This window comes from Bifidobacterium oedipodis (genome assembly GCF_012932425.1).
GTDB classification, from domain to species: domain Bacteria; phylum Actinomycetota; class Actinomycetes; order Actinomycetales; family Bifidobacteriaceae; genus Bifidobacterium; species Bifidobacterium oedipodis.
Genome location: NZ_JAAIII010000001.1, coordinates 122,659 through 148,907, shown reverse-complemented (window position 1 = coordinate 148,907; position 26,249 = coordinate 122,659). Strand labels below are relative to the sequence as shown.

18 protein-coding genes and 2 pseudogenes are annotated in these 26,249 nt (G+C 56.8%); 11 read left to right on the top strand and 9 right to left on the bottom strand.

The window, feature by feature from the left end:
- Positions 1 to 49: 49 nt before the first annotated feature.
- The 3 genes from G1C95_RS00610 to G1C95_RS00600 form a co-directional block, all read right to left on the bottom strand.
- The gene (locus G1C95_RS00610; RefSeq protein WP_169171014.1) at positions 50 to 1,012 is read right to left on the bottom strand and encodes an L-lactate dehydrogenase; all 963 of its coding nucleotides are present in this window, start codon (positions 1,010 to 1,012) and stop codon (positions 50 to 52) included.
- A 206-nt stretch (positions 1,013 to 1,218) separates the two neighbouring features.
- Complete coding sequence (gene hflX / locus G1C95_RS00605; RefSeq protein WP_169171480.1) at positions 1,219 to 2,817, bottom strand: GTPase HflX; 1,599 nt, start codon at positions 2,815 to 2,817, stop codon at positions 1,219 to 1,221.
- A gap of 242 nt (positions 2,818 to 3,059) precedes the next feature.
- Positions 3,060 to 6,086: a bacterial Ig-like domain-containing protein gene (locus tag G1C95_RS00600; RefSeq protein ID WP_169171013.1), complete on the bottom strand. Its 3,027-nt coding sequence runs from the start codon at positions 6,084 to 6,086 to the stop codon at positions 3,060 to 3,062.
- A 277-nt stretch (positions 6,087 to 6,363) separates the two neighbouring features.
- Between G1C95_RS00600 and G1C95_RS00595 the strand changes: the two genes are divergently transcribed.
- From G1C95_RS00595 to G1C95_RS00550, 11 genes and pseudogenes are all read left to right on the top strand, one after another.
- Complete coding sequence (locus tag G1C95_RS00595; protein ID WP_169171012.1) at positions 6,364 to 7,110, top strand: class I SAM-dependent methyltransferase; 747 nt, start codon at positions 6,364 to 6,366, stop codon at positions 7,108 to 7,110.
- A gap of 15 nt (positions 7,111 to 7,125) precedes the next feature.
- Positions 7,126 to 7,563, top strand: a pseudogene (locus tag G1C95_RS12735) (DEAD/DEAH box helicase); the annotation flags it as partial.
- Between the two features lie 333 nt (positions 7,564 to 7,896).
- Positions 7,897 to 11,379 (top strand): annotated as a pseudogene (locus tag G1C95_RS12730) (DUF3418 domain-containing protein); the annotation flags it as partial.
- A gap of 854 nt (positions 11,380 to 12,233) precedes the next feature.
- Entirely contained in the window at positions 12,234 to 12,953 is a 720-nt protein-coding gene (locus tag G1C95_RS00585; protein ID WP_169171010.1) for an Abi family protein, read from the top strand.
- Positions 12,954 to 13,201: 248 nt separating this feature from the next.
- A complete protein-coding gene (locus tag G1C95_RS00580; RefSeq protein WP_169171009.1) occupies positions 13,202 to 13,936 on the top strand; it encodes a MerR family transcriptional regulator in 735 nt (244 codons plus the stop codon).
- Positions 13,929 to 14,129 carry a PLDc N-terminal domain-containing protein gene (locus G1C95_RS00575; protein ID WP_169171008.1) on the top strand — a complete coding sequence of 67 codons (201 nt, stop codon included), beginning with the start codon at positions 13,929 to 13,931 and terminating at the stop codon, positions 14,127 to 14,129. Before G1C95_RS00580 ends, G1C95_RS00575 begins: the two co-directional genes overlap by 8 nt.
- 1 nt (position 14,130) lies before the next feature.
- Complete coding sequence (locus tag G1C95_RS00570; RefSeq protein WP_169171007.1) at positions 14,131 to 15,027, top strand: ABC transporter ATP-binding protein; 897 nt, start codon at positions 14,131 to 14,133, stop codon at positions 15,025 to 15,027.
- Positions 15,024 to 15,794 (top strand): ABC transporter permease subunit, encoded by a 771-nt coding sequence (locus G1C95_RS00565; RefSeq protein WP_169171006.1) that lies wholly within the window; start codon positions 15,024 to 15,026, stop codon positions 15,792 to 15,794. Before G1C95_RS00570 ends, G1C95_RS00565 begins: the two co-directional genes overlap by 4 nt.
- Positions 15,795 to 15,879: 85 nt before the next feature.
- A complete protein-coding gene (locus tag G1C95_RS00560) occupies positions 15,880 to 17,397 on the top strand; it encodes a DUF4190 domain-containing protein (protein WP_169171005.1) in 1,518 nt (505 codons plus the stop codon).
- 187 nt (positions 17,398 to 17,584) lie between these two features.
- Positions 17,585 to 18,376, top strand: coding sequence for a hemagglutinin (locus G1C95_RS00555; protein WP_169171004.1), 792 nt, complete (start codon positions 17,585 to 17,587; stop codon positions 18,374 to 18,376).
- 118 nt (positions 18,377 to 18,494) lie between these two features.
- Complete coding sequence (locus G1C95_RS00550; protein ID WP_169171003.1) at positions 18,495 to 19,685, top strand: MFS transporter; 1,191 nt, start codon at positions 18,495 to 18,497, stop codon at positions 19,683 to 19,685.
- Between the two features lie 200 nt (positions 19,686 to 19,885).
- On the opposite strand, the gene glnA is transcribed toward G1C95_RS00550, so the two are convergent.
- The 6 genes from glnA to G1C95_RS00520 all read right to left on the bottom strand — a co-directional run bounded on the left by glnA (position 19,886) and on the right by G1C95_RS00520 (position 26,185).
- Positions 19,886 to 21,223 (bottom strand): type I glutamate--ammonia ligase, encoded by a 1,338-nt coding sequence (gene glnA, locus G1C95_RS00545; RefSeq protein ID WP_169171002.1) that lies wholly within the window; start codon positions 21,221 to 21,223, stop codon positions 19,886 to 19,888.
- A gap of 91 nt (positions 21,224 to 21,314) precedes the next feature.
- Positions 21,315 to 21,911 (bottom strand): ABC transporter ATP-binding protein, encoded by a 597-nt coding sequence (locus G1C95_RS00540; RefSeq protein WP_240947357.1) that lies wholly within the window; start codon positions 21,909 to 21,911, stop codon positions 21,315 to 21,317.
- Between the two features lie 121 nt (positions 21,912 to 22,032).
- Complete coding sequence (locus G1C95_RS00535; RefSeq protein ID WP_205832650.1) at positions 22,033 to 23,727, bottom strand: hypothetical protein; 1,695 nt, start codon at positions 23,725 to 23,727, stop codon at positions 22,033 to 22,035.
- Positions 23,728 to 23,799: 72 nt separating this feature from the next.
- Positions 23,800 to 24,075, bottom strand: a complete 276-nt coding sequence (locus G1C95_RS00530; protein WP_169170999.1) for a hypothetical protein — start codon at positions 24,073 to 24,075, stop codon at positions 23,800 to 23,802.
- Positions 24,076 to 24,177: 102 nt separating this feature from the next.
- Complete coding sequence (locus G1C95_RS00525; RefSeq protein ID WP_240947356.1) at positions 24,178 to 24,846, bottom strand: response regulator transcription factor; 669 nt, start codon at positions 24,844 to 24,846, stop codon at positions 24,178 to 24,180.
- On the bottom strand, positions 24,836 to 26,185 hold the full coding sequence (locus G1C95_RS00520; RefSeq protein ID WP_169170998.1) for a sensor histidine kinase: 1,350 nt from the start codon (positions 26,183 to 26,185) through the stop codon (positions 24,836 to 24,838). The genes G1C95_RS00525 and G1C95_RS00520 overlap by 11 nt, the downstream gene beginning before the upstream one ends.
- Between the last annotated feature and the right edge of the window lie 64 nt (positions 26,186 to 26,249).

Genomic DNA, 26,249 nt, shown 5'->3' with positions numbered 1-26,249 from the left:
GGAGATTCATTCTTCTGACGCTTCGAACAGAAGCATCAGATCATGAGAATCAGAAGCCGAACTGGGCGGCGGTCTCACGCAGGGTTTCTGCGGAGCGCTTCAGCGCGGCGAGTTCCTTATCGGAAACAGGCGTGTTGATGGCGGTGTTCACGCCGGAACGGTTGATCAGGGTCGGCACAGACATGCACACGTCGGAGATGCCGTGGAAGTCCTTCAACATGGAGCTCACAGGCAGAATGCGGTTGGAATCCTTGAGCACGGCCTCGATGATGTCCACGCCGGACATGCCAATGGCGTAGTTGGTCGCGCCCTTGCCGTTGATGATCTTGTAGGCGGCGTTCTTAACGTCCTGGTGAATCTGCTCACGCACTTCGGCATCAAGCGGAGCGTGGCCGGGCAGCGGGGTCCAGTCGCACATGGGCACGCCACCGATGGTTGCGGAAGCCCACAGCGGCACTTCGGAATCGCCGTGTTCGCCGGCGATGTAGGCGTGCACGTTCTTGACGTTGACGCCGGTCTGCTGCGCGATCAGGAAGCGCAGACGAGCGGAGTCAAGGTTGGTACCGGAGCCGAACACCTGGTTCTCAGGCAGGCCGGAGATCTTCTGGGCCACGTGGGTGGCGATGTCCACCGGGTTGGTGATGAGCATGTAGATGGCGTTCGGGGCCACCTCGACCAGCGGCGGGATGATGGCCTTCAGAATGTTGATGGTGGCACCCACCAGTTCCAGACGGGACTGTCCCGGCTTCTGACGCGGGCCAGCGGTGATGACGATCATGTCGGCGTCACGGCACACCTCAGGGGTGTCGCCGCCGCTGATGGTCACGGTCGGGTAGAAGCTGGAGCCGTGCTGCATATCCAGCACTTCGGCCTCGACGCGCTCGGTAGCGATATCCTCGAGCACGATTTCACGAGCAACGCCGCGCTGTGCGGCAGCGAACGCAAGGGTGGAGCCGACGGCACCGGCACCAATAACAGCAAGCTTCGTGGGCTTAACGGTTGTTTCCGCCATGATTGGTTTACCTCTCTTCAAAGGCGGTCTGCGTGAGAAAGCAGGCCGTGTTGCTAACAGTTTCACTTTATCCACCCTATGAGACGTTGCCCAAATACCCGGCGTTTATTGCCAGATGCCATCAGGGCAATGTTCACAACGGTTGTTAGCGTTCACGATAATGCTTGACCACTATAGGCCAAACAAGCTTGTGACATTCCTCATGTTTATGCTTCTTCGGCCACGGTACCGGCCGCTGTACCAGCACCAGCACCAGCCACGGCATCGTCAATTCCAGCAGCATGATCGTCAGCGCCATCATCGATGGACTGTTCGATGATGTGGGCCGCCAGATGCGAATCGACATCGGCTTCAAGCAGCACGCCGTCGTCACGGTAGTCCACCGTGGACACATTGCCGTATTCGCGCACGCGCGACAGCAACGACCCGGCGGTATACGGCAGCAAGGCGCGCACATGCACATGCGGCACGGGCAGCAGCGCCTCCACTGCGGCACGCAGCTCGTCCAAGCCTTCGCCGTTATAGGCAGAAACGATATGCGCCTCAGGCTCCAGCGCAGCCAAACGCTGTCGCGTGGACTGATCGATCTGATCGGCTTTGTTGAACACGGTGATGCGCGGGATCGCGGCAGTGCCGTCGATGTCGGCAAGCACGTCATTCACCGCGTCAATCTGGGAGAACGGATCCGGGTGGGAGCCATCCACCACGTGCAGAATGATGTCGGCTTCGGCCACTTCTTCCAACGTGGATTTGAACGCTTCAACCAGCTGGGTGGGTAGGCGGCGCACAAAGCCGACCGTGTCCACATAGGCGTAGGCACGACCATCACGGGTTTTGGCGCGACGCACGGCCGTATCCAGCGTGGCGAACAGCGCGTTCTCCACCAACTCAGCCGAACCGGTGAGCCGGTTGGTCAGCGAGGATTTGCCCGCGTTCGTATAGCCGACCACAGCCACGGTCGGCAGTCCAAAACGACGGCGAGAACCACGTTTGACCTCGCGCGCGGGGGCCATCTGTCGAATCTGCTTCTTCAAACGGGCGATACGCGTGCGAATCACACGGCGATCCATTTCGATCTGTGTCTCACCAGGGCCTCGCGAACCAATACCACCGTTCTGGCCTGCGGCCTGACCACCGGCCTGACGAGACAGAGAACCACCCCAACCGCGCAGTCGCGGCAGCATGTATTGCAGTTGCGCCAGTTCCACCTGTGCCTTGCCTTCGCGCGAGGTGGCGTGCTGGGCGAAGATATCGAGAATCACGGCGGTGCGATCCACCACCTTCACCTTGGTTGCATCTTCCAAGGCACGGCGCTGGCTTGGCGGCAGATCGTCGTCCACCACAATGGTGTCGGCTTCCTTGATGGCCACAATATCGGCGATCTCTTTTGCTTTACCGCTACCGACATAGGTGGCGGAGTCAGGGCGCAGCCTGTGCTGCAGCAGACCGTCGCATACCACGGCACCGGCGGTTTCGGCGAGCGCCGCCAGCTCCCTCAAGGATTCCTCGGCCTTAGCTTCGGTGGTGTTAGCGCGCGACCATACGCCCACAAGTACCACGCGTTCCAGTCGCACCTTGCGGTATTCGACTTCGGTGACGTCTTGCAGTTCGCCCAAACCTTCAACATGCTTAAGCTGGTTGCGCGATTCACGTTCCTGCCAGGCTTCGTCGCCGGAATTGTCGAAATCAACGCCGCGCGCGCCCTCATCAAGCAATACTTCGGACTGTTCGCCCAGCACGTCGCGGTGCCCGCTTGCAGGGTCTGCGTTATCCGCCGCTGCAGCACTGGCGGGAGAATCCGCCATGATTTCATCGCGCGTTGGCTGCGCGGTCTGGGGTTGCATAGTCTCGAGCTGCATAGCCATATCTTGCGTTTGCGCAGTATTCAGGTCGTCCGTCAATATCCGCCCATCGTCGTTGTGTGTGAAGTATTCCATAGCCTTTACGGCAGTGCCCCATTATCCGCAATCAAGCAGACAATGGGGCACTGTTCGCTCACAGCCACCTCAGCAATGCGATCATTGCGTGCGGCTGAACATTCTGAACATTACTGTGCGCGGAAGCCTACGCCTTCGCCACGCCACCATGGCAAGATGCGCAGCACTGTGTACTCCAACCAATTCGTGGTGAAGAGGTGGTCGCCATTCGACGTGTTGTACAGGCGATAGGCATCGGTCGTCGCCTCTTCTGGCACGTGGAATGCGATGCCTTCGTCGCGCCAACCGACTGTTTTCAGATGCTTGTATTCAGTTTTATTGGTGGTGAACATGTGTTTGCCGCCGGGCTGGTATAGGCGATATACGGGGGTGCCGTAATCGCTCATCGTGAAGCCCACGCCTTCGTCACGCCAACCGATGGTGATGAGGTATGCCCACTCAGTTTCGTTAGCGGTATAGAAGTGCTCACCGGTGGTCGGGTTATACAGGCGGCGCACTTGCAGATCGGAGGTGGCTACCGTTACGGTGAACGAGGCCGTCATGCTCGTGTTGTCGTTGAGCGTGATGGTGATGGTCTGCTTGCCCGGCTTGGACGAGTCGAAGCCTGTTACCGTGTACTTGTCTGTTCCGATAACAAACGACAAGCCTCCTGATGTGTATTGTGTGACCACCAATCCCGTCAGATCAAGTGGTTCGCCAATTTTGTAGGCGAGCTTGTCGGGTTTCGCCGTCACAACAATACGGGCTTGATACGATGGGGTCGGCGATGTTGCACGACGGATAGTAAACGAGATGGTGTTCTGACCATCCTCAATCACATAATTGTGTGCACGCTCGCCGGTTAACGTAGCAGTTGCCGTATGTGTACCTGATGTTTGCACATCGCCGCCGGAAACTTCGACAGCAACACCGCTGGCATCGGCTTCCAACACACCATCTGAGATGGTGGCCGTGACCGCCTTGCCGTCGTCTTCCACACGATCGTCATGCCCGTCCCATGTGAGGGCTACGGGTTTTTGCGTAATGGTGTACGTTTGCGACTTCGTGGTGCCTTTGCAATACTTGCCATTCAATGCCGCGGTATTGGCATCAAGCGTTCCGGAATCCGGCAACGTGGCGGTTACCTTATAGGTTCCGGCATCTGTGGGAGCCGATCCCAGAGTATTGCCCGCTGTATCAGCCCAAGTCAGTGCCACCTTGGCCGTCGCGTCCGTTCCATCGCCATATGCCGCGGCAGTCACGACATCGACATCATCGACAGCGGCACCGTCGTACTCGCTACTTGACGCCAATGTGATGGACGCTTCGCCTTCGACAACTTGTTCTTTAGGAAGCACCAGCGTGGGGTGGCTGTCTTTCGTAGCAGCATCCGGATTCGGCACAATGACATAACCGTCATCCAGCGCGACGCCGTAGATCTTGCCTTCATCCGCGTATGCTTCGACGGGGAACGCGCCGCCGGTAATGGATACTGCACCGTCAATGGGCTTGGCATTCTTACCTGTAGCAGAAGCCGTGATAAAACCTCCGCTAATGTTCACTTCCACATTTTTGGAATCCCCGTCACCGCCAATAGCCGCAGCTCTAGAACCTGCTGTCTGAGCTGTTACAGTGCCACCGGCAATCGTCACCTTGACGGATTCATCACCATTACCAATAGCTGGCCAAGCAAGACTTGTTCCTGTAGCGGTGATTGTTCCTGCGCTGATGGTGACGTCTGACCTTGCGCCAGACACGCCTGCGCCAATGCCAATGATGCCCCGTGCGATAACGGTAGGCGTTCCATCGTCAGAAGATTCAATACGTATACCTGTGCCATTGCCATAGTTTCCACCGCCAATAGCAGCACCTTTGTTTCTATTGCCTTCGGCAATAGCTGTAACGGTAACCCCACCAGTAATGGTGATATTTGTGCCATTGCCCTTATCATCATCACCGTTATAGCCACTGTCATAACCGCCGCCAATAGCCGCGCCACTTCCATTGGATTGCGCGCTCACCGTTGCCGTGCCGGAAATGAGGATGTCCGATCCATTGGCCCCTTGACCGCCACCGATGCCGGCACCGCCGTTGCCAGTTGCTGTTACCTGCGCAGTACCACTAATAGTGATATGAGAACCGTCGCCCCAGAGGCCTCCGCCAATACCGGTAATTCCACTCGCATTGACCACTCCGCCGGTGATGGTGATATTGGATGCATCACCAACGTATCCTCCGCCAATACCCGCACTACCATTGGTAAGCGTCGTGCCGGTGGCGGTCACATTGCCACCATTGATGGTGATATTGGTGGCGCTTCCACCCCAGCCACCGCCAATGCCAGCACCTTGCTCACTGCCTATAGCGATGATGGTTCCAGAATTAATGGTGATATTGGCAGCATCGTATGTGCCCCGAGCTCTGCCGCCGCCAATGCCGGCCGCTGTCTGACCAACTGCAGTCAGGGATCCGCCACCTTGAGCTTCTTGGATGGTGAGCTTATGCGTGCTGTTTTCCAATCCGGCACCATAGCCTTGAGTTACTTTCAGCGAATTGGCACCCTGGAGTGTCAGGCTCAGCGCACCCTTAGTAATTTGCATCGCACTTTGCTGCCCATATTTGCTGGGATTGGCATACGCAATATGCACTCCCGCAAAGGTAATATCAGCCTCGGTGTTCTCATCTGGCATGCTCACCACAATACGGGCATCAAGCGGGCTTTCTTCGGTGTAGTCCGGAGTGTTGATTACCAGAGGCGTGGCGGTTGTGATGGTGAGGGTCTTGGTTTTCTCTGTAAACGTATAATCCGTCCCAGAAACGCCACCCTGCACCGTAAATCCGCCAACGGTGGTTGTCTCGCCGTCAGCTTCATTGCCAGTGGTCTGATCGTCATCAATGGTGCCGGTAACGCCCGCACCATCGCCATTGCTCACTTCACCAGTGTCACCAATGTCACCAGTAACACCGGCATCAGCGTCGTCGCCAGTATTATCAGCATTACCAGCAGTATCACCGGTATTGCCAGCATCCGACGTCTCATTGTCGGTAGGAGCAGTCGTTTGTGTTGTCTCAACCGTTCCTTGCATGGCATCCGTTTCATCGGCAAAAGCCGCCGCCGGGAATGCGCCTGCAACCGTCAGCATTGCCGTTGCAGCCAATACCCCCGTCGCTGTTCTATAGATTGAAAATAGGTTTCTGTGCTCTTCCATGAGTCACTTCCTTTCATGCACCACATGCCACTACGGGCATAATTTCAACCCTAGCCGATACCCCCCCCCCCCCAAGTCAAATTTGTGGGCACGAATGGTCGGTTTCAGGCACGACATGCATGTTCACGCTCAACCCGCACGTCGGCCCGCTCCTTGGCATGCCATACCATGCAATAAGCTAAACCAGCCGGCATGCACCATCGGAATCGTTATTGTGGAGGACATTATGAGCACGCAGCGCAAGCACACCACAGCCGAGTCAGCGGAACAATATTTTTCGGCGGAACCCAGCTCCAAGGATGTGCGACGTACCCTGCATGTGACGCTGCGCGGCTATGACGCGGATGTGCAGGTATCAAACGGAGTGTTCTCCGCCTCCCGTGTGGATCTGGGTACCTCGGTGCTCCTCAGGCAAGCACCGGAATTGCCCGAAGAGGGCACGGTGCTCGATCTTGGCTGCGGATGGGGACCGGTGACGCTGGCCATGGCGTTCGAATCCCCGCAGGCGCAGGTGTGGGCTGTGGACGTCAACGAGCGCACGCTGGAGCTGACCTGCGCGAACGCCAAGGCGAATGGCTGCGACAATGTGCACGTCTCGCAGGTCGATGATCAGAGCGTGCCGCTGCCTGCCGAAGCACAGCCGACATTCAGCACCGGCAACACCGGTCACGCTGCCAGCAACACCAACACCGCCACCACGCTGACGGCAGAATCTCTGCCCGCCGATCTCACCTTCGACGCAATCTGGTCGAATCCCCCGATTCGCGTGGGCAAGGAAACATTGCACACACTGCTGATGGCATGGCTGCCCCGGCTTAAGGTCGGCGGCGCCGCCTATCTGGTGGTGCAAAAGAACCTCGGCTCCGATTCCCTGATCCCCTGGCTTGACGAAGCCCTCGGCGATAGCTTCGCCGTCAGCAAATACGCGAGCTCCAAAGGCTTCCGTATCATTGAAGTTTTGCATAACAACTAATAGACAACCAACGCTATGAAATTCGAATACCCACCCGAACTACCGGTTTCGGCCGCACGCGACGATATCGCCGAGGCCATTAAACGCTCACAGGTGGTGATCGTCTCCGGACAAACCGGTTCCGGCAAGACCACGCAGCTGCCGAAAATCGTGCTGGAACTCGGCCGCGGCACGCACGGCCACCAAATCGTGCACACCCAGCCCCGCCGTATCGCCGCACGCACCGTGGCCGAACGCATCGCCTCCGAAATGGGCGTGCGTTTGGGCGACGAAGTGGGCTATCAGGTGCGCTTCACCGACGAAAGCTCGCCGAACACACGCCTGCGGGTGGTCACCGATGGTATTCTGCTGGCCCAGATCCAGCGCGATCCGAAGCTCAGCCAGTATGACACGATTATCATCGACGAGGCGCACGAGCGCAGCCTTAACATCGACTTCCTGCTCGGCTACCTGACGGCCCTGCTGCCCCGCCGCCGCGACCTCAAACTGGTGATCACCTCCGCCACCATTGATTCGGTGAAATTCCAGGAGCATTTCGAACACGCCCTGCACGAGAAAGTGCCGGTTATTGAAGTCTCCGGCAGAACATACCCGGTGCAGGTGGTTTACGAACCGCTGGGCACCGCACCCGCGCTGATGCGCGAAGTGCCCGGTTTCGCCGTTGGAGCAAGGCCCGGCGACGCCGATTACGAGGAGCTGGCGAACGCCATCGCCGATAGTGAGGATCGCCCCGGTCGAAACGGGCGCGGCGGCAATCGCAATGCCGGCTATGCGGATGATGGCATTGGTGACATGCCCACCGCCGTGGCTCGCGCCTGTGCCGAACTGGTAATTCATTCCTCCCATGAGCGCGGCCCCCGCGATATTCTCGTCTTCGCTTCCGGCGAGCGCGATATTCACGAGTTCGAGGCGGCGCTCAAGCATCATTACGGCCCTCGCGCCGAGGATATGCGCCGGCCTGATGCCATTGAAATCATGCCGTTGTTCGCCCGTCTTTCCGCCGCCGACCAGCATAAGGTGTTTGAAGCGCATACGCATCAGCGCATTGTGATCGCCACGAACGTGGCTGAAACCTCACTGACCGTGCCGGGCATCCGGTATGTGGTGGATCCGGGCACCGCGCGTATCTCCCGTTATTCGAAGACGGCGAAGGTGCAGCGCCTGCCAATTGAGCCAATCAGTCAGGCCTCCGCCGATCAGCGCTCCGGCCGATGCGGCCGTGTGGCCGACGGCATTGCCATCCGACTGTATTCGCGGGAGGATTATGAGACCCGCCCCCGCTTCACCGAGCCGGAAATTCTAAGAACTTCGCTGGGTGCGGTGGTATTGCACATGCTGAGTGTGGGGGTCGCCCGCACGGCCGAGGATGTGACCAGTTTCGGGTTCATCGATCCGCCGGATATGAAGGCCGTTTCCGATGGTTTCAACGAGCTGACCGAGCTGAAGGCCATCGGCCGCAAGCGCGGCGAGGTGACGCTTACGCACACCGGCCGTCAGCTTGCTCGCATTCCGATCGATGTGCGATTGGGCCGTATGGTGATCGAGGCGGCGAAGGCGGGCTCGCCGAACATGCTGGCCGCGGTGCTGGTTATCGTAGCGTTCCTGAGTTTGCAGGATCCGCGCGAACGTCCGGATGACAACCGTGAGGAAGCCGATCGCATCCATAACCGTTATGCGGATGAGACCAGCGATTTTCTGACGGCGCTGAACATTTGGGACCGTGTGTTCCAGGCGGATGGCGAGCCCAGCAATAATGCGTTGCGCCGCATTTGCAAAACCGAGTATTTCAGCTGGCTGCGGATGCGCCAGTGGAAGGATCTGGTCACCCAGCTTAGGGCGATGTGCAAGGAGCTCAAGTTCACGGTGGGCGATCCGTTGCCTGCCGCACGCCCTGGCCTGGAGGTGCGCAATAAGCCGTTGAACCAGCAGCCGGCGCATTCGCTGTGCTGTTCGTGGGATTCCGATGGTATTCACAAGGCGATGCTTTCCGGTTTGCTGTCGATGATGGGCATGCAGGTGGTGCGCGAACCCAAGGCCTCTGATTTCGCGGGGCTGACGGGTGCCGCCAAGGCGCGCGCGATGAAACGTGCGCAGAAGCAGAGCAAGAACGAGTATCAGGGTGCGCGCGGCACTCATTTCTCCTTGTTCCCGGCCTCAGCCGTGGCCAAGAAAACACCCAGCTGGGTGATGAGCACCGAACTGGTGGAAACCAGCAGGCTGTGGGCACGCTATTGCGCGGTAATCGACCCGGCGTGGGCGGAACCGTTGGCCGGGGCGCTGACGCGCACCACCTATGCTGAGCCGCATTGGTCCGCTTCGCGCGGTTCGGCCGTGGCCACTGCGCGCGTTTTGCTGTATGGTCTGCCGATTGTGCAGGATCGCGCTGTGCAGTGGGGGCGTATCAATCCGCCCGAAGCGCGTGATTTCCTGATTCGTCAGGGCCTGGTCGAGGGCGATATTCAGCAGCGTTTTAGCTGGGATGAGTTCGTGGGCCATAACCGCGACGTTCTTGAAGACGCCGCCGAAGACGCCAGCCGTACGCGACAGTTGGCCGACACCGTCAGCGACGAGGATCTGTTCGACTTCTATAACGCCCGGATTCCCAATGACGTGACCTGTGTGGCTGATCTGGCGAAATGGTGGAAGACCAAGCACGATGAGCAGCCGCATCTGTTGGATTTCGACCCGAGCAAGGTCGAGCGTCTTAACGACTCCGATCAGGTGAGTCTTGATGATTACCCCGATCACTGGCATACGCTTGGCACGGATGGCCAGCCTATTGATTTAAGGCTGAGCTATGTGTATGATCCGGCCAATCCGCTCGATGGCGTCACCGTGCATGTGCCGTTGAAGGCGTTGAGCCGCATCACGCCAGAACAGTTCACGTGGAATGTGCCGGGCCTTCTGGACGAGTTGATTCTGGCGATGATCAAGGCCCTGCCCAAGCAGTTGCGCGTGCAGTTCGTGCCCGCTCCCGACGCGGCGCGCAAGATTCGCGGATGGATTGACGAGCATTACCCTGATCTGCCGGGCTCTGGTTCCAGGCAGAAGCCGAATACTCCGATGAGTTCCAGCATCGCCGATGCTTTCGATGCCGCCGGTGGCACTGGTGCTGCGGGCAGTGCTGGTGCTGCTGGCCGTGCGAAGGCCGCGCAATCCTCGCAGATTCCGGCAGCCGAAGGGCGGGCCGCGGCATGGCCGGATTTGGCGCATGTGTTCACGCAGGCGGCCATCGCCACGGTGGGTGCGCAAATTCACCCCGAAGTGCTGGGCCCGGAACTGGTTGATCGGTTGAATCCGTATCTTAAAGTCACGTTCTCGGTTGAACGGCAGCTGCCCGCCGGCAAGCATCCGCGCACGCGCCGCCATGGGCGCGGTCCGATCACCGTGTTGGGCACATCCAAGGATTTGAAGGCGCTGCAACGTCAGTTCGCCGCCGAGGCCGAGGCTTCGGCCCGCCAGATGGTCAAAAAGCAGGCCGAACAAGCCGGTCAGCAGGGCAATCTGGTCAGTCAGGCGAATCTGCTGCACAAGGCCGGTGCCACCACCGAATCGCGTGCCACGATGCTCTGGCGCGGCGCATTGGACGCATTGCGACTGCCTGACGAGCGCATTTCTTCCCGTTGGCTGGGCAGTGAGGCTCTGATGCTCGCCGCCGCTCCCTACCAGTCCACCAAGGCGCTGGTGGAAGACATGCAGTTGGCTGCGGTCAAACGTCTGCTGCCCGATGTGGACAAGCTGCCCGACGATGAGGCGCTGGCCAATGCTGTGCTTGACGTACAGCAGGTGTATGAGGACACCGTCTATCAGGTGGCGCGCGACGTTATCGCCGTGCTCAAGGCCTACGCCGACGTGGACAAGGCGACCTCAGGCAAAGCCGATCTGCCGATGCTCTCGGTGTTGCAGTCGATTCGTGAGCATATCGCCACGCTGGTCTACCCCGGTTTCATCGGCCGCACTCCCCCGAAGCGCCTCACCTCGCTGACCCGTTACCTCAAGGCCGACATCAGCCGCCTCACCAAGGCGAAGTCCGACAAGAATCGCGACGTGAAATGGGCGTGGCAGGCCGATGAAGCCAAGCAACTGGTCGACAAGGCCCTCGCCCGCGCCAAGGCAGAACCTGCCGGCCCACGCCACGAAGCCCTGATGAAACAGGCCGACGCGGCCCGATGGCTGTTGGAGGAGTTCTACGTGAGCCTGTGGGCACAGGAAATCGGCACCAAAGAACCTGCCTCGCTGCAGCGCATCCGCAAGGCCCTGGCGTCCTAAAACGTCCTCAAGCGTATGCGGCACTCCAATGCAGTGCCGCATACGCCATATACACATATTGCACATATTGCACATATTGCAGGGTATCTCGAACCGACCACTCATATCGCAATCAACTAGCCTTCGACGACTTTGAGGTAGCGCACATATCCTGCGTCGGTGTCGACGAGCACCTCCATCGTCGAAGCGATGTTAGCGAATATCTCGGTGCCTTCAGACAACATCGTTGCACCCCAGTCTTGGAGGTACTTACTCCGGTGCGACGAACAGCGCCGAGTTTGTCCATAACTTCGTCACCGCTCACTGATGTTCCATCCGTGGCACGCTCGTATGCGACACCATCGACGACAATCAGATCGGCTTTGGAATTCTCTTGGACCAGACATTCCGGCGTCGCCCATTGGGCACTGTCGCTGGTGCAATCAACCGATGTCCCGTAACCACCGGCGAACATAAGCACAGCAGCTCCCACAACAACCACCGTCATCAATGTATTACGCATCATGAGTTCCCTACTCGTTACTGTTGGCGCCATCGCCACATTCAATATTGGGGAACTTTCGATTAACATGCTACATGTTCCTCGACGAATGCCTATCAGCGTCAAGCCTCAGCATTCCGATTCTGGACGCAATTCCCACAATCTCAAACATTCTCAGAGTCTCACAACCAGAAAACACTCGAGATATCTCCGATTGCGGGAGCAAACCATTCCGGCAATGTCATTCTCTTGTCAATTTATGCTCAGCGCAAAGTCACAGATCGCATTTACAATTATGAATACAAGCCCCGTGTTGACCGCTGGTTTCCAAGTCACCGGGGCATTGCATTACCCGCAAGGCAAGGAGGCCTAGATGATCAACGCTCTACGCCAAGACTTTGCGCCTGATAAAACCTGGGTTTACGACTGGCTATCCATACCTCGATTTCGCACTTACCTCGACGCCTCTGGGAACAATATGTCTCGCGCGCTTCGTCTCTATGAGTGGAACATCGATCTCGGTCAAGTGCTGATGAAAGACATTGCGTTCTTCGAGGTAGCCTTGCGAAACGCCTATGACCGAGCAATCAGTTCACACTGGGAAGGATCCGAATCATGGCTGTTTGATGGCTCCTCTCCGGTCAATATCCCCATACTTCGTCGTAGCAGCTCCGGCAAAATGTTCGACGCCAACGCATTGAACCGAGCAAGCATTCACAGTGCAGCCTCCTCTTACAAGGAACTCTCACAGCCCGGAAAGATCATTGCCAACCTTTCCTTCGGCTTTTGGGCTCATTTAACGGACAAAGCACATGAACGTGCCTTATGGATTCCCTATCTTCACCATGCATGGCCTGTCGGAACGAACAGAGCTGATTTGAATGCAAAAATCAAGCTCATCAATGAATGCCGAAACCGGATAGCGCATCATGAACCACTATTTCACTATGTCAGACAAGCAGCATCCCCGACTGCAATTGATAGATCCGTCATATCATTATTTCACCAGCTCCTGCCATTAGCAGATGTTTTCGATCCTAACGCACCGACGACATCTGTCGAAACTTTCCTACAGTCCAATCCACGCCCATAATCCAATCGTACAAACACAAGATCAACGTGATAAGCCAGTCACCTTACAGATTAGTCGAAAACTGGTTGGTGAAGTCCGGCGATTTCAGTTTGTCTTGGACTTCCCTGCTCTATGTGCTTTGCTAGAGAAGTCTTGATAGAGGCTTGCCGAAAACGATAACGCCCGAATTCTCAAAAATCCCCCTGCGTGATGTGTTGCTCGTGACGCTGCGTAATGCAGTTAAATAAGGGTGCAAGGAGGTGAAAGCTATGTCAAAATACACGACTGGAGAAATCGCGAAGCTCTGTGGCGTATCCGTTAGGACAGTGCAGTATTACGATACTCGCGGCATTCTTACGCCCAGCGAACTCACGGAGGGCGGCAGGCGTCTGTATTCGGAAGATGATGTGAAGCGCATGAAGATCATCTGCTTCCTTCGTGACGCCGACATTTCGATCAACAGCATCGGAGCATTGCTGTCCGAGGATGATCCCGGCAGTGTCATTTCCGTTTTGCTCGAACAGCAGGAGCAGCTGCTTCACAAGGAAGTGCGCGAAAGGCAAGCAAAGCTTGATATGCTCGGTGGGATCAGGCGAGGGCTGAGGAGCATAGATAATTTCTCCATCGATTCTATCGGCGATATAGCGTATGCGATGGAAAACAAAAGGAACATGAGACGGCTGCACGCCATCCTGTTGATCACCGCTATTCCCATCGGCATCATTCAGTGGACATCCATCATGTTCTGGATTACTTCAGGAATATGGTGGTTGTTCGCTCTTTACGTTCTGGTGGCCATTCCCTATGCGATTTGGGTCATAACATTCTATTTCAACAGGGTCGCCTATATCTGCCCACAATGTCATGAGGTGTTTAAGCCTCGACACAAAGAGGCCATGTTCGCAAGGCACACTCTTACGCTCAGAAAACTGACCTGCACTGGCTGTGGTTATAAAGGCTTTTGTGTGGAAACCTATGGAAAGGAAGGAAAAGAACATGGATAACGTTATGGAGTTTCTTCCGTTTTTAATCCCGCTGGCGATTGCTCAGTTCGCTCTGTTGGGTTATACGCTTTACCACATTCTGACCCATAGCAATTACAAAAGAGGCAATCGTACTTTGTGGCTCGTTATCGCCATTATCGGCATGGAGTTCATCGGCCCGATCCTCTACTTCCTGATTGGCAGGGAGGAATAATATGGACGTGCTGTCGATACATAACCTGAGAAAGAGCTTCGGCGGTAAAGAAATGCTTTGCGGGATTGATATGTCCGTTCCCGAACACAGCATCTTCGGTTTCATCGGAAAAAACGGCGCCGGAAAAACAACGACGATGAAAGCGATCCTCGGGCTTCTCAAGGTCGATTGCGGCGCGATCCACGTTATGGGTGAGAAGGTGCGTTTCGGGCAAACCGCCACCAACCGGTACATCGGCTATCTGCCCGACGTGCCGGAGTTCTATTCCTATATGACGCCGTATGAGTATCTGACTTTTTGCGGAAACATCTGCGGGATGGACGAAGCCGACATTAAGACGAGAAGCAAGGAACTGTTGGATCTGGTCGGTCTCAGGCAGGAGCGCCACCGCATCAAAGGTTTCTCAAGGGGAATGAAGCAACGCTTGGGAATCGCGCAGGCTCTTCTCAACCGCCCGAAACTGCTGATCTGCGACGAGCCTACATCGGCGCTTGATCCCGTAGGACGTAAGGAAATACTGGATATACTGCTTGCGGCAAGGGAACAGACCACGGTGCTGTTTTCCACACACATTCTTTCGGATGTGGAGCGTATCTGCACCGAAGCCGCCTTTTTGCATGATGGAAGAATCGCCATGCAAGGAACCATCGCCCAACTGCGAAGCAGGCGGACATCCGACGGATTCATCGTCGAAACGGAGCGCAAAGAAGATGCCGATACGCTTATGCCGGCATTCGGCGATCTCCGACGCACAGGGCAAAACGCACTCATGTGTCATGGCGGCGAGGATTGCTTCTTCGCTGTTATGTGCTATATCGCCGAACACAGAATCCCCGTGCAAAGAATCGAACGAATGGAGCCAACACTGGAATCACTGTTTTTGGAGGTGACAACATGACGCCCTTACTGGCCTTCATAACAAAGGAATGGCTTGAAGCCGCACGAACAGGCAAAATCATCATTCTCACACTCCTGTTCGTGATGTTCGGCATTATGAACCCCGCGATCGCAAAGCTGATGCCGTGGATGATGGAGATACTGTCCAATACGATGGCGGAAAACGGATTGATGGTCACGGATATCCAAGTGGACGCTATGACTTCCTGGACGCAGTTTTTCAAAAACATTCCCATGGCGCTTATCGCTTTCGTGCTGATCTTCAGCGATATCTTCACCAAAGAATACAAATCCGGGACGTTGCTGCTCGTACTGACTAAAGGCCTGTCAAGATATAAGGTCGTACTTGCGAAAACCATGTTGCTGCTGTCGCTTTGGACGGTCGGCTATGGACTATGCTTCGCCATCACCTATGGGTACAACGCCTACTTTTGGGATAACGATATTGCGAACAACCTATTCGTCTCGGCAGCCCTATGGTGGCTGTTCGGCGTATGGGTCATATGCCTGATGATCCTATTGTCATCACTCTTGCAGAACAACACAGGCGTCATCCTGTGCGTCGGCGGGACGATGCTGGCGGCATATGCATTGAGCATCATACCGAAGGCAAAGGCTTATTCACCCACTGTGCTGATGAATGCCAATTCGCTGTTGACGGGCGCGGAGGGAATAGACGCCTATGCGCATGCTATTGCCATTGCCGCGCTCTTGTGCATCGCATGCGTTGCCGCAAGCATTCCGATCGTCAACAAGAGGCAACTGTAATATGCGCCATCCCGCGTACGATGACAAGAACAAGCCGGGGAGCCCGTAGAATGGACGTAAAAGACTGAGAACAAAGAGGTTTGACATGGGTCTGTTCACGAGGCATGACGATTACGTATCACCATTCGACACCGACGACACCCCTGACTATGTCAGCCCGGACGTCGAAGCGGCGCGCATCAGCCAGCAAGTCGACGCCGAACAGGACCAACGCGAGCATATCGCCAGGATTCGCAAACAGCAGGATGCGAAGGTCTCTCGCTCCGAACCGACGCAATCGACGCACAACGTCCAGATGCCTACCCATCAACCGACGCAGCCTGTCAGGCAGCCGAAGCGCAGGCCCATCCAGCAATCCAAACAACAGCCACGTCCCAACACCACGACGCAGAACACGTGGCACGGTCGGACGACAGCTCCCAACACCCAAAACAACACAGGCAAGCGTTCCGGATTCGCCGTCGCCGCTCTGATCGTCGCCATCATCGCAGTGGTGAACTTCGAGTCAATCTCGTCAATGCTGTTCGCCATCGTGGCCGTGGTGTTGGCCATCATCGCCATACCCCGGACCGGCGCGCACCCCCGGAAGTCGGGACGGGGCATGGCAATCATCGCACTGGTGCTCGCCATCCTCCTGGTTATCACGCAGACAGCGGCAATCATCGCACAGCGCGCGTACTTGGAGGAAACGATCACCGAACATGCCGGCGCATACACCGAAAACGAATCGTTCACCGTCTCGGACCATTCCGGCCGGGTATATGACTATAACGATCAGGCCTACGACATTACCATTGATCATGCGGCCTACGGCTTGACCGAGGATTATGATGGCAATCCCCAGCTGCTCATCTCCCTCACCGTAACCAATGCCAGCGATGAGGAGCGGCCGCTTTCCAGGGTGGATGTCGACGCCTTGCAGAACGGCATCGCCTTGGACCGCTCTTACGGATTCGAAAGCAACCAAGGCACACAGCAGCTCGGATTCGCCGACGCCGATGACTTCACGACCATCGATGCCGGTCAAACCCAGACGGTGACGGTGGCGTTCACCACCCAAGACGGCTCATCGCCGTTTTTGGTGTATATCTGCGGCGACAATGAGGCCACCCTCTCCGCGTTCGAGTTCGAGGATGGTCAATCCGCAGGCCCTCTCACGCAGATCGACGCCGACGATATGGACACTCCCCCGCAAGCCGGTGAAGCCGACCGCGAGGGTATGACCACGCTGGTCGACTATGGCGGGCAGCCCCGCATCTCTCTGCGATTCGAATCGGTGCGGCAAGGCCCGCAGGATTATAACGGCAATGAGACGGTGATACTCACCCTCACTTGGATCAACGAAACCGACAGGCCGCATATGCTGTCCGATTTCGGCGTGCTTGACCTTATGCAAAACGGGCATGAGCTCGACACCAGCTATCCCAGCGAGGCTTCACAGGATTACGATTGGAATTCGACGCATCGCCTCGCGATGCCGGGCGTGCTGATGCGTGCGACCATCTTTTATACGCCCGCCACCAATGCCGGCGGCACCTTCGACGCCTCATTCGACGCGTATGACTCCTCTGGCATTGTGGAAAACACGTTCTCCATCGAATGACGTTTCGTCTTGCGCGCAGTCGTCGCGGTTACAATGGCATGCGATGAGCACATCACAACGCAATTCGACGCCACGCAAACGCAAACGCCCCCACACCCGATCCCGCAGGCGAACCCGGTCGAACAAATCACATGTTCTTAAGTTTCGCAAGGCGTGGAGTCATGCCAATCTGCTGCAACGAGCAGGCATGCTGCTCACGACGATGGTGGCGGTTATCTGCGTAATAGCGTTGGTTGTGGCATTGGTGCGATTCACGAATTGGCGCACGCAGGTGCAGGCGGCGGAAAGCGAACAATTGCGACTGGCACAGACCTATGATTTCAACCCTGGCAACATCATCTCCGATGGCCAGTTCTTCAACGGGTCAGCTATGAGCCAGGCTGAAGTGCAAGCCTTCCTGCAGTCGCAAGGCGGCGCTCTGGCTTCGATGACCTTCGACACGTCGGATGAATCCGGCGAATCATTGTGTCAGGACTATACCGGTGCCAAGGGCGAGTCGGCGGCTGCCATCATCACCAAGGCCGGGCAGGCCTGCGGGGTCAGTCAGAAGGTGCTGCTCACGGTATTACAGAAGGAACAGCATCTGGTCGCGGCCACGAATCCCAGCGACTTTCAGATCAAATCGGCGATGGGTTTGAATTGCCCGGATGATGCCGACTGCGATCCCGCGTATGCCGGCTTTTTCCGACAGGTATATGGCGCTGCGAAACGATACCGGTATTATGCGGCGAACGAGGATCGCTACGGCTATCATGCCGGAGCGCTGAACTACATCCAGTACCATCCGAATGAGGCTTGCGGCGGCTCCGAAGTGTATATCGAGAACAAGGCGACCGCGCTGCTGTACATTTACACGCCCTATCAGCCGAATCTGGCGGCGCTTGCGGCCGGCGGCGGCGAGGGCGATTCCTGCTCCAGCTACGGCAATCGCAACTTCGCCCTCATCTATCAGAGCTGGTTCGGCAGCCCACGTAGCTGACCGTTCGTCGCCTGCCGCTCAGCGCCGATTGCCCGAAACTCTGACCGCGGTCGATTTGTAGGGGTCGGCCAATATTCTACAGATTCGGCAACGCTCAACCTCTGGATGAGGAGACTTCATGACACGCACGGAAACCACCCGTTTCTTCAATCTGCCGGTGTGCATCCTGATTTTCGCCAGTTTCATGCTCGGCATGAGCGAGTTCGTGGTGGTGGGTATTTTGCCGGATATCGCCGCCGGTCTTCAGGTCTCCGAAGTGACGGTGGGCAATCTGGTGGCCCTGTTCGCGTTTCTGTACGCACCGTGCACGCCGCTTGGCTCGGCGCTGTCGGCGCGCTTCCCCCGCTTCGCCACCTATCTGATATTGATGGGCGTGTTTCTGGCAGGCAACATACTGTGCGCCCTCGCACCGAACTATCCCATCCTGCTGATCGCTCGACTGCTGATCGCCGCGGTCTCCGGCACGCTGGTGTCCATAGCCATGACCTTCGCGCCCGACGTGACCACGGAACAGCATCGCACCAAGTTCATCGCCTGGGTGTTCTCCGGCTTCTCCATCGCCTCCGTGGTGGGCGTGCCTATCGGCACATGGGTGGCCGATACGTTCGGCTGGCGTTGGACGTTCCGTCTGGTGTCGCTGCTGACGGCGGTGCTTATCGTGCTGATGGCAGTGGTATTGCCCCGCAACTCGCATCGTGTGAAAATCGGTTTTCTGCGGCAGTTCCGTCTGTTCTTCGACCGTCGCATCCAATTCGGCGTGCTGGATGTGGTGTGTGGCGCGGCTGCATCATATGTGTTCTACACATACCTCTCCCCCATCATGCGCGACGAAATCGGCGTGCCCACGCAGTTCCTCAGCATCGGACTGGTTATCTACGGCTGCGCCTGCCTGTGGAGCAACCTGTACGGCGGCAAGCTCGGCGACCGTGGTCGCGGCGTGGAACCGCTCACCCATATCTTCCCCATCTATATCGCGCAAGCCATCTGCCTATGCGCGCTGGCTTTGGCGTCGCTGCTGCCGGTTGCCGGCGTCATACTGCTGGTGGTGCTGGGCATGATGATGTATCTGCAGAACACCGCCTCGCAGGTGCTGTATATGGATGTGGCGGCACAATCCCACCCCGGCTCCCTGAATCTGGCCGCGTCGCTTAATTCCATGTCCTTTAATATCGGCATCGCCATTGGTTCGGCCGTTGGTGGCCTGGTCAACGACAATCTGGGGCTGACTTGGCTTGGCCCGGTCGGTGCGGTGTTCGCGCTGCTGGCCGCCGGCATCACCATCCTGCTGCGCAAGTACATCGAACGGTAGTCGCACACCTCGCATCGAAACGGGTCCGGCGAGCCATGGTCTGGCCCAATGTCTGGCCCAATGTATGGCTTGGCTTGCCCTATGTCAGGGCTTCCGCACATACAAAACGCCGGTGGGCGGGTTGCTTATGGATTATTCCACGGTCAACCCGCCCACCGGCGTTTGAGTTTGACGTTTATGCCATTGCCACGCTAGAGCGATTAGAGCTTGGGCAGATACTTCTTGAGCTCGTAGGGCGTGACCTGCTGGTTGTACTCCTCCCATTCGTGGCGCTTGTTGCGCAGGAAGTACTCGAAGGCGTGCTCGCCGAGCACTTCGGCCACGAAGTCGGACTTCTCCATGATCTTCAACGCCTCATCCAGCGAACGCGGCAGCGGCTGGATGCCCATGGCCTGACGTTCACCATCGGTGAGCTCCCACACGTCGTCGCTGGTCGGCTCGCCCAACTGCATCTGCTTGTCGATGCCGTCAAGGCCGGCGGCCAGCAGCACCGAATAGGCCAGGTACGGGTTGGCCACCGGGTCGAGCGCACGGAACTCCATGCGCGCGGAGTTGCCCTTGCCCGGCTTGTACTGCGGGATGCGCAGCAGTGCGGACCGGTTGTTGTGACCCCAGCAGATGTAGCTCGGCGCCTCGTTGCCGCCCCACAGACGCTTGTACGAGTTGACGTACTGATCGGTGACGGCGCAGATCTCCGCCGCGTGCGCCAGAATGCCGGCGGCGAATTGGCGGGCGGTCAGCGACATGTTGAACTCCTGGCCGGCCTCATAGAATGCGTTGGCGTCGCCTTCGAACAGGCTCAGGTGCGTGTGCATGCCGGAGCCGGGCGCGTCGGCGATCGGCTTGGGCATGAAGCTGGCGTGAATGCCACGCTCCAGGGAGATCTCCTTGACCACGGTACGGAAGGTCATGATGTTGTCCGCAGTGGTCAGGGCGTCGGCATACCGCAGGTCGATCTCGTTCTGGCCGGGACCGGCCTCGTGATGCGAGTATTCCACCGAGATGCCCATCTGTTCGAGCATGTTCACGGTGGCACGGCGGAAGTCCATGCCTGGGCTGCGCGGCACGTGGTCGAAATAGCCGCCTTCATCAATCGGCGTGGGGGCCTTGGACCAGTCATCCTGCTGTTCGAATAGGTAGAACTCGATTTCGGGGTGCACGTAGAAGGTGAAGCCCTTTTCCTTGGCTTTGGCGAGCGCACGCTTAAGCACGTGACGTGGATCGCCGAGCGAGGGCTCGCCGTCCGGGGTCATCACATCGCAGAACATGCGGGCGGTGCCCTGCGGGCCGCCGCGCCACGGCAGAATCTGGAATGTGGAGGGATCCGGCTGGACGATCATGTCGTCTTCGGAGACTCGCGTCATGCCTTCGATGGCGGAACCGTCGAAGCCAAGCCCCTCCTCGAATGCGGATTCCAGCTCGGCCGGTGCAATGGCCACGGATTTCAAGGTTCCCAACACATCAGTGAACCACAAACGAATAAAGCGCACGTCGCGTTCCTCGACCGTGCGCAAAGCAAACTCTTGCTGTTTATCCATAGTCGCCTATCGTTCCATACCCGTGTTACGACCCGCGTTAACACACACGCCATTCGGACACTTGTTACGAAAGTCGAACCACAGCATACGGCTAGTGCGCAACTTCCTGAAGATTCACAATCCGGTCGCAAGCTTCAGCAACACGAGCGGAATGCGTGGCGATAAGCACGATGCCCCCGTCGTGCGCCATGCTGCGCAATGTGTCGACCACCATGTCTGCGTTGTCCCGATCGAGCGCGCCGGTGGGCTCATCAGCCAGGATAATCGCCGGCTGTTTGACTATGAGACGCGCGAGCGCGACACGCTGCTGCTCCCCACCGGATAGTCGAAAGACGAGATCCCTGCCGCGATGCGGCAACCCCACACGCTTGAGCGCAGCATCCATCATCCGCTTTCTGTCTTTGCGGGGAACTGAGGGAAGAGCGATATCAAGATTGTCGTAGATCGTCGCATTGTCGATAAGCGCATAGTCCTGAAACAGATAGCCGAGTTTGCGCTGACGGAACAAGCGCGTGGCATGCGCCCCCATATGAACGAGATCCTCACCATCCACACGGATGCTCCCCTGATCTGGGTGCTCCAACAATCCGATACAGTTCAGCAGCGTGGATTTGCCGGAACCCGATGGTCCTGTGATCGCAGCCATCTGCCCTGATTGCAGCGTGAATGACATATTCTGCCACAGCATTCGAGAGCCGAATCCCTTGCCCAGCTCAAACACCTCCAATGTGGTGTGGCCTGTTGCATGGCCTACAGCGTTGTCTGTGCTCTGGTTTGTAGCATGGCTTGCGACATGATGTTGCGCCATATTATTCCTCCCTTGCATGGTTACGAACGATGCCTGCGGTGTAATGAGCAACGCCGAGCAAGCATATGGTGAGATTGATGACGGCCAGAAGCATGACCAGGACGGGCTGCCACCCTCCCAGCAGCAGCGGATTATCCTGCCCCGGCGCCGCCTGCGAGCGCATCATTGACGCAACCTGCCAGAGGGACCAGAGAAGCGGCAGAATCGCCAGCAACGTTTCCATAACGATCAAACTCATATGAGTTCTGGGGAACGACCATCCATGAATGTATCGCGCAAAAATCGTTTGGGCACGTTCCCTGACACGGATCTGAGCAATTGCAATGGAAGACACGGCGAGGATGGCCGCGCAAGTGATGATATTGAACAGGTGCACAATCAAATCCGCTTTAAGCTGCGCATAATCATCAGCCGCGTTCTGAGCAACGTTGCCCACCGCAAAGATGAAATCTCCCAGTCCCGCCTGACGTGAAGACGCAATCGCATAATTCGTGTCGCTCAACAAAACGTCTCCCTGACTGGCGTAGGCGGTGTAGTCGTCATCGGATAACAGTCCGCTGCTCGCGTTGATAACAACCAGCAAAGCGTCATCGAACAACGTCGGAGTGTTCGGCAGCGCTGAGCCATAGCCGAACAGTTGCTGGCTGGAGGCTCCGCGCACAATATTGATCTGCGGCACATTCCTTCCATACATCTCGCACTGCGATTTGACCCATCGGTGTACAGCATCAAGCCGCTCCTGTTGATGCGCATCATCCAACGTTGAAGGCACCACGACCAACACTGCATCATCCGGCACCGATGTCAATCTGCTCCCATCGGCGTCCCGCACATCCTGATGGGAAAGGTAATTGCCGTTCGCCAACAACAGGCGTCCGGATACAGTGCTCCCATCGTCCGCAGGAGGGGCGAAGAAACGCAGATCATATTCATGAGCCAGTATCATGTGCCCGTCCGCTTCGGCCTGACGCAGCCATGCACCGGTGCGTTCGCTGTATTGGTCCTGTTCTTCGGCAGACAGATTCGGATTGAGATAGATTGCGGCACTGTCGCCGGCCGTGCGCCACGCTTGCTGAGTTCGCCATTGATCGCGGGCTTCCGCAAGAGCCGTTCCAGCGAAGGATATGGCCCATATGGTCACCACAACCGCCGGAATTCGCACGCAATATACCGCTACGGATGGCAAACGTTGCGGCAGCCGTCCTTTGATGGACCACAGCAGAGGGCTTGCTGACGCAATCGCAAACCCCACCAGATACGCCACCATCATGCACGCCATAATCAATAGCAGAATGAGGGCTGTCACCATAAGCCACAGATTCCACTGCGCCCCATGATTGTAGATGTACACGGCACCGCACAGCACTGCGCACGCTACTGCCATACCAGCGGCACAGGGCACAGCATTGGCCTTGATGTCTCTGAAAACAATGCCTAGCGCGGATTTTCCATGGAGCCGTTCAATCGCATAGCCTTTCGCGTTCATCAGCGCAAAGCAACCCGATAACATGACACAGAGCATCAATGCGATAATCAGTCCGACGCCGAATGGTTTGCTGAAAAACCATTGGGCGAAGGAGCCGACATAATTCGTTTTAATACTGACCTCATAGCCCTGTTCCCTCAGCCGGTTGCTCATTATGGACGCGACCGCAGAATCTCCGTCGAACAGGTAATACATTCCCCTGGGGTCCATATCCGCAATTGAATCTATGGCGTCAACATCCGTACGAATCGTCGGGTTGAATGCAGGATATCCATGGCTAATCTATTGCGCGGCTTTCCCCTCAGTGTTGCCCACCATAACGTACAGATGACGCAAGGTGCCGGGATTGCGAACATCGTCGACATACTTCACGACGTTGACGTGATATTCATCGGCGATATCACCAATCTGAGCAATGGTTTGTCGGCTCGAGACCGACGGCACCGGGCCTGACACCTGCACCGTCGCCGCCACGCCAAGCGGTGCAGTCGCGTCCATCCCATCAAGAATCAGGAACGCCCCCAATAATGAAAACACCACGGCAAGCACAGTCGCCAACCGTATCGATCTGCTTCGCATACCAACCCATGTACACGACGTTGTTGTAATGAGGCAACCGCATATTCCCGAATTGTCCTTTTCAGAGGACAAAGAAGACCATTACGCCGAAATCGAAGTGTCGTCCATACGGGCCTTGTACCAAGCGACGGCGATCTGGGTGCGGTCGTGCACACCGAGTTTGGGAAGGATGCGGCTGACCATCTTTCTTACGGATGAGACCTCCAGCACCATGGTTTTGGCAATATCGGTGTTCTCCAAACCTTCGGCAATAAGCCGGGCGACCTCAAACTCCCGACGGGTAAGCATGAGGAAACGTTCGCGCATGGCGTCCCGCTCAGACATATTGGCCAAGTCACGACGTTGCTTGTCCAGAAACAGCCGTTGAATACGAGGAACGAACACGGCACCGTCACGGTATGCGGCATGCACGTCAGCGCATAACCGTTCCGGCGTTGCATCCTTTAACAGGAATCCAACAGCCCCGTGATCCACACCGGCAAGCGCGTAATCGTCTTGATCATAAGTGGTTAGCAGAATCACTTTAATTTCCGGAAATTCGCGGGTGATGCGTCCGGTTGCTTCGATGCCATCCATAACCGGCATACGCACGTCCATCAAAATAACGTCCGGCAGATGATTCCGACTGGCTCTTAGCTGTTCCAACGCCATCGCACCATTGGATGCCTGCATGGTGACGCGAATATCATCGGCAAGCGCAAGCATCATCATGAACCCGGCCCGCGTCGCCGCCTGATCATCAACCAACATAACGTGAATCATTGGTTGTGCAGTTTGCATCATTCGCCCCTTCCCTACCTGCCTCACGCCACGGAATCACTGCGGTAACCAACCAGCCACCATCTGCTGGCCCATATGCCAACGTTCCTCCAGCTTGACGAACGCGTTTCTCCAAGTAATGCAAACCATTGCCATCACTGTGCGGTACTGCATCCCATGCACTGTCATCAGCGCTTTGGCCTATATATGGCGTTTCAGTGAGTGTCACGGTTTCATCACGAACAACGATCTGCGTCGTGTTATCCTGTTGGTGATTCCAAGCAACGGTGATGCCCGACAGTCCCTGGCTATGCCTCATCGCATTGGTAATCGCTTCCCGTGTAACAGCGAAGCATAAATCCGAAAGTTTCAGGTCATGGCCCCGTTTACCGGTTTCGGTAAACACCACCATGACGCCGGTTAAACGCGCCCTGTCCAACAACGGTTTGATATCATCCCAGTCATGCAAATGGCATACTGTGTCCCCTGATACATCCAAATTCTCCATCACCTGCGAACGGTTGGATTCCGCATCATCAAACTCACGCAAAGCCGTACGGGTTTCGTCCAGACATCCCCGTGCGATATCGGTGATCTGTTCGAACACGTGCATAAGAGCGTCGTTATCGGCTTTGCCTGTACGCGCCATCACGCTGCCTCCTTGTGACAAGGATGCGATTGCAGTTAGATTATGGCCGATACTGTCATGCAGCTCATTGGCCAGCTGAGAGCGACGCTCGGCCTGATCGCGTTGCATGGCAAACAGTTTCGCGCGTTGATCGGATTGCAAGATTCGCTCGTGGGCAACGCGCCGCTCTCGGGCAAGCGACCATGCCGCCGAGGCGACACCACAGGCAATAACGATTAACAGAAATAACTGATACGAATACCGTATAACGTCCGGAAACAGAAATTGCACGAAAAGTGCCGTGATCATAACACCATCACAAATACGTTGAGTCCGAACAGGCAGTTGTACGCAGCAATACATCATCAACAGAAAGACCAGTTTTACAGACGGATGAATCCTCGCGCTCAGCAGCAACGATACGAAGATCCCAACGAACTCAATCATCAGAACAGCCAATGGATGGGTTTCTCGGATCAGCACTGCCACGATACCGACGACCACGCCTGTGGGGAACATCACCATCATCATTCGACTGTCAAAATTGGCAAAGAGCAACCCACTCTTAAAGTCTCCAATCAGCAGTACACCAACACCGATAATGTAAGACACGACGGTCAACAACCCCAGAGGGTGCTTATGCAGAGATATCCGACAAGCACGGATAAAATCTGATCTGATATCTCGGACTTTGTCCATCATTAGCCCCTAAGCCGTATTCCCCTATATGACATCATCCCAATTGATGTTACTGGCAACAGCCTTC